This is a genomic window from Aeromicrobium sp. (genome assembly GCF_036676885.1).
In the GTDB taxonomy this organism is placed as follows: domain Bacteria; phylum Actinomycetota; class Actinomycetes; order Propionibacteriales; family Nocardioidaceae; genus Aeromicrobium.
Window position 1 is genome coordinate 1 of record NZ_JAKFCB010000143.1, and the last position, 3,188, is coordinate 3,188.

The window sequence follows — 3,188 nt, forward strand, 5'->3', positions numbered from 1 at the left end:
CGGCTCCGGCTGCCGTTCTTCTACGCGCAGGTCGCCGGCGGGCTGTTCGCCTCGCTGCTCGCGGTCGGGGCGTCAGCCGCGCACATCTCGACGGATCCCTCGCTCGTCATCACCGCCAGCATCGTCATGCTGCTCGCCGGGCTCGGCTTCATCGGCGCGATCCAGGACGCATTGACCGAGTTCTACATCACGGCCGGCGCCCGCATCCTCGAGGTCATGATCTCGACGGCCGGCGTGATCTCCGGGGTCAGCGGCGGGCTCACCGTCGGCCGGCTGCTGGGCGTCGACATCGCCCTCGACCCGGCCGTCTCCGGCCTCTCGCACTTCCCCCTCGTGGTCGCCGGTGGTGCGCTGAGTGCCGGGGCCTTCGCCTTCGCGGCATACGCGCCGGGCCGCGTCCTGCTCCCCACCGCCGCCATTGCGGGAGCGGCATCGGGGATCTACTTCATCCTCGCCGAGAACGACCTCGGCCGGGCCTGGCCGGCGGCGATCGCCGCGATCTTCATCGGGTTCGTCAGCTACACCGTCGCGGGCTGGGCGCAGGTGCCGCCGCTCGTGATCGTGGTGTCCGGCATCGTGCCCCTGCTCCCCGGCCTCTCGATCTATCGCGGACTCTCCCTGCTCGGCGCGGACGACTACACCGGGATCCTGCAGATGATCAGCGCCGCCGCGATCGCGATCTCGCTGGCCGCCGGCGTCATCCTCGGCGAGTACGTCGCACAGCCGCTGCGGCGCGAGGCGCGGCGACTCGAGCAGCGACTGGCCGGTCCGCGGCTCGTCGGACCGCTCCGGGCCAGAACCGTCCGCAAGGCGGCCAAGAAGGGAAACATGCACTCGATGTGAATAAAGTTCGAAAAAACACTAGACTCACGGTGCGCCGCGTGGCGCGATCGCCGAGGAGTCGTACATGAAACTTCAGCTGTCTGACGAGGACGCAGCCTTCCGCGAGGAGATGCACACCTTCTTCACGACGAAGATCCCGCAGCACATCCGCGACACGGTCGCCGCCCGACGCGAGCTCAGCAAGGAGCAGGTCGTCGAGTCGGTGCAGGCCATGAACGCCGCCGGGATCGCCGTGCCCAACTGGCCCGTCGAGTGGGGCGGCAAGGACTGGACCCCGCTGCAGCGGCACATCTGGCACGAGGAGATGCAGCTCGCGTGCGTGCCCCCGCCGCTGCCGTTCAACGCCTCGATGGTCGGCCCGGTCATCGCCGCGTTCGGCTCGCAGGAGCTCAAGGAACGCTTCCTGCCCAAGACCGCCAACCTCGACATCTGGTGGTCGCAGGGATTCTCCGAGCCTGACGCCGGATCCGACCTCGCCTCACTGCGTACGACCGCGGTGCGCGACGGCGACGACTACATCGTCAACGGCCAGAAGACGTGGACCACGCTCGGCCAGCACGGCGACTGGATCTTCACGCTGGTCCGCACCGACCCGACCGTCAAGAAGCAGGCCGGCATCTCGTTCCTCCTGATCGACATGCGGTCGCCCGGCCTCGAGGTTCGGCCGATCGAGCTCATCGACGGCGGCCACGAGGTCAACGAGGTGTGGTTCGAGAACGTACGCGTACCCGTCGAGAACCTCGTCGGCGAGGAGAACAAGGGTTGGGACTACGCCAAGTTCCTGCTCGGCAACGAGCGCGTCGGCGTCGCCCCGGTCGGCTCGACCAAGCGCACGCTGTCGCAGGCCAAGGAGTACGCCAGGACAGCCGGACCGGGCGGCACGTCGCTGCTCGACGACCCGCTGGTCGCGGCGCAGATCGCCGACCTCGAGAACGAGATCCTCGCGCTCGAGCTGACGGCCCTGCGCGTCGTCGCCAACTCCGCCGACGGCAAGCCGCACCCGGCGTCGTCGGTGCTCAAGCTGCGCGGCACCGAGCTGCAGCAGGCCGTCACGGAGCTGTTCGTCGACCTGGCCGGCCCGCTCGCGCTGGCGTCCGGAGCCGGCGAGGGCTCGGACGTGCCCGACCTGGCACGGGTCACGACGCCCAACTACCTCAACTTCCGCAAGGCGTCGATCTACGGCGGCTCCAACGAGGTGCAACGACAGATCATCGCCGGCACGATCCTGGGACTGAAGGGCTGACATGGACTTCCAACTGGACTCCGAGCAAGAGGCCCTGCGCGACGCGGTACGCGCCCTGCTGGCCAAGGCGTACGACACCTCCGAGACGCGGCGTGCCGTGACGAAGCAGGACCCGGGCTGGGACGAGAAGACCTGGCAGCGCCTCGCCGAGATGGGCGTCCTCGGGCTGCCCTTCGCCGAGGAGGACGGCGGCATGGGCGCCGGCCCCGCCGAGGTCTCGATCGTCGCCGAGGAGATCGGGCGGGTCATCGCGCCCGAGCCGTTCGTCGAGGCCGTCGTGCTGGCGGGTGGCCTGGTCGCCGCCGCGGGCACGGCCGAGCAGCGCGCCGAGGTCCTGGGAGCGCTGGCCGAGGGCGGTCTCGTGCCGGCCTTCGCCCACACCGAGCCCACCTCCCGCTACGAGCTCGCAGCCACCGGCGTCAAGGCGTCGAGCACGGGTGACGCATGGACGCTCAGCGGGGTCAAGGAGCCCGTGCTGGGTGGCGCCCGCGCCGACCTGCTCGTCGTCAGCGCCGCGGTCGAGGGCGGGACGGGACTCTTCCTCGTGCAGCCAGACGCCGACGGCCTCACGCGTACGGGCTACGCCACGTTCGACGGTGGCCGCGCCGCTCAGGTGGTGTTCGACAACACCCCGGCCACGCCGCTGGGCGAGGCCGGCGCCGATCAGTCCGACGCCATCGCGGCGACCGTGGCCCGGGCCCAGATCGCGTACGGGCACGAGGCGCTCGGCGCGATGGACACCGCGCTGCGTACGACGACGGACTACCTCAAGACGCGCAAGCAGTTCGGCGTGCCGCTCATGACGTTCCAGGCGCTGACCTTCCGGGCGGCCGACATGTACGTCTCGCTGGAGCTCGCCCGCAGCACTGTCACGTGGGCCACGCTGGTGCTGCTCGACGCTTCGACAGGCTCAACGCAAGCGGCCGAGGTCGTCGAGGCGGCCTCACGGGCCAAGCTGCAGGTCAGCAAGGCCGGCCGGCACATCGGCCAGGAGGCGATCCAGCTGCACGGCGGCATCGGCATGACCGCGGAGTACAGCGTCGGCCACTACATGAGCCGGCTCACCGCGATCGACCACGCCCTCGGCGACGGCCGGCACCAC

At 70.3% G+C, this 3,188-nt stretch carries 3 protein-coding genes; all 3 read left to right on the plus strand.

Annotated features, from left to right (window positions below):
• Positions 1 to 843, plus strand: an 843-nt coding sequence (locus tag V6M46_RS07160; protein ID WP_332663302.1) for a threonine/serine exporter family protein, incomplete at its 5' end; no start/stop codon positions are given.
• Positions 844 to 907: 64 nt separating this feature from the next.
• Positions 908 to 2,086: an acyl-CoA dehydrogenase family protein gene (locus tag V6M46_RS07165; RefSeq protein WP_332663304.1), complete on the plus strand. Its 1,179-nt coding sequence runs from the start codon at positions 908 to 910 to the stop codon at positions 2,084 to 2,086.
• 1 nt (position 2,087) lies between these two features.
• Positions 2,088 to 3,188, plus strand: a 1,101-nt coding sequence (locus V6M46_RS07170) for an acyl-CoA dehydrogenase family protein (RefSeq protein ID WP_332663305.1), incomplete at its 3' end; no start/stop codon positions are given.

Coding starts and splice junctions, on each gene's coding strand:
- V6M46_RS07165 (WP_332663304.1), top strand. CDS start 908: ATGAAACTTCAGCTGTCTGACGAGGACGCAGCCTTCCGCGAGGAGATG.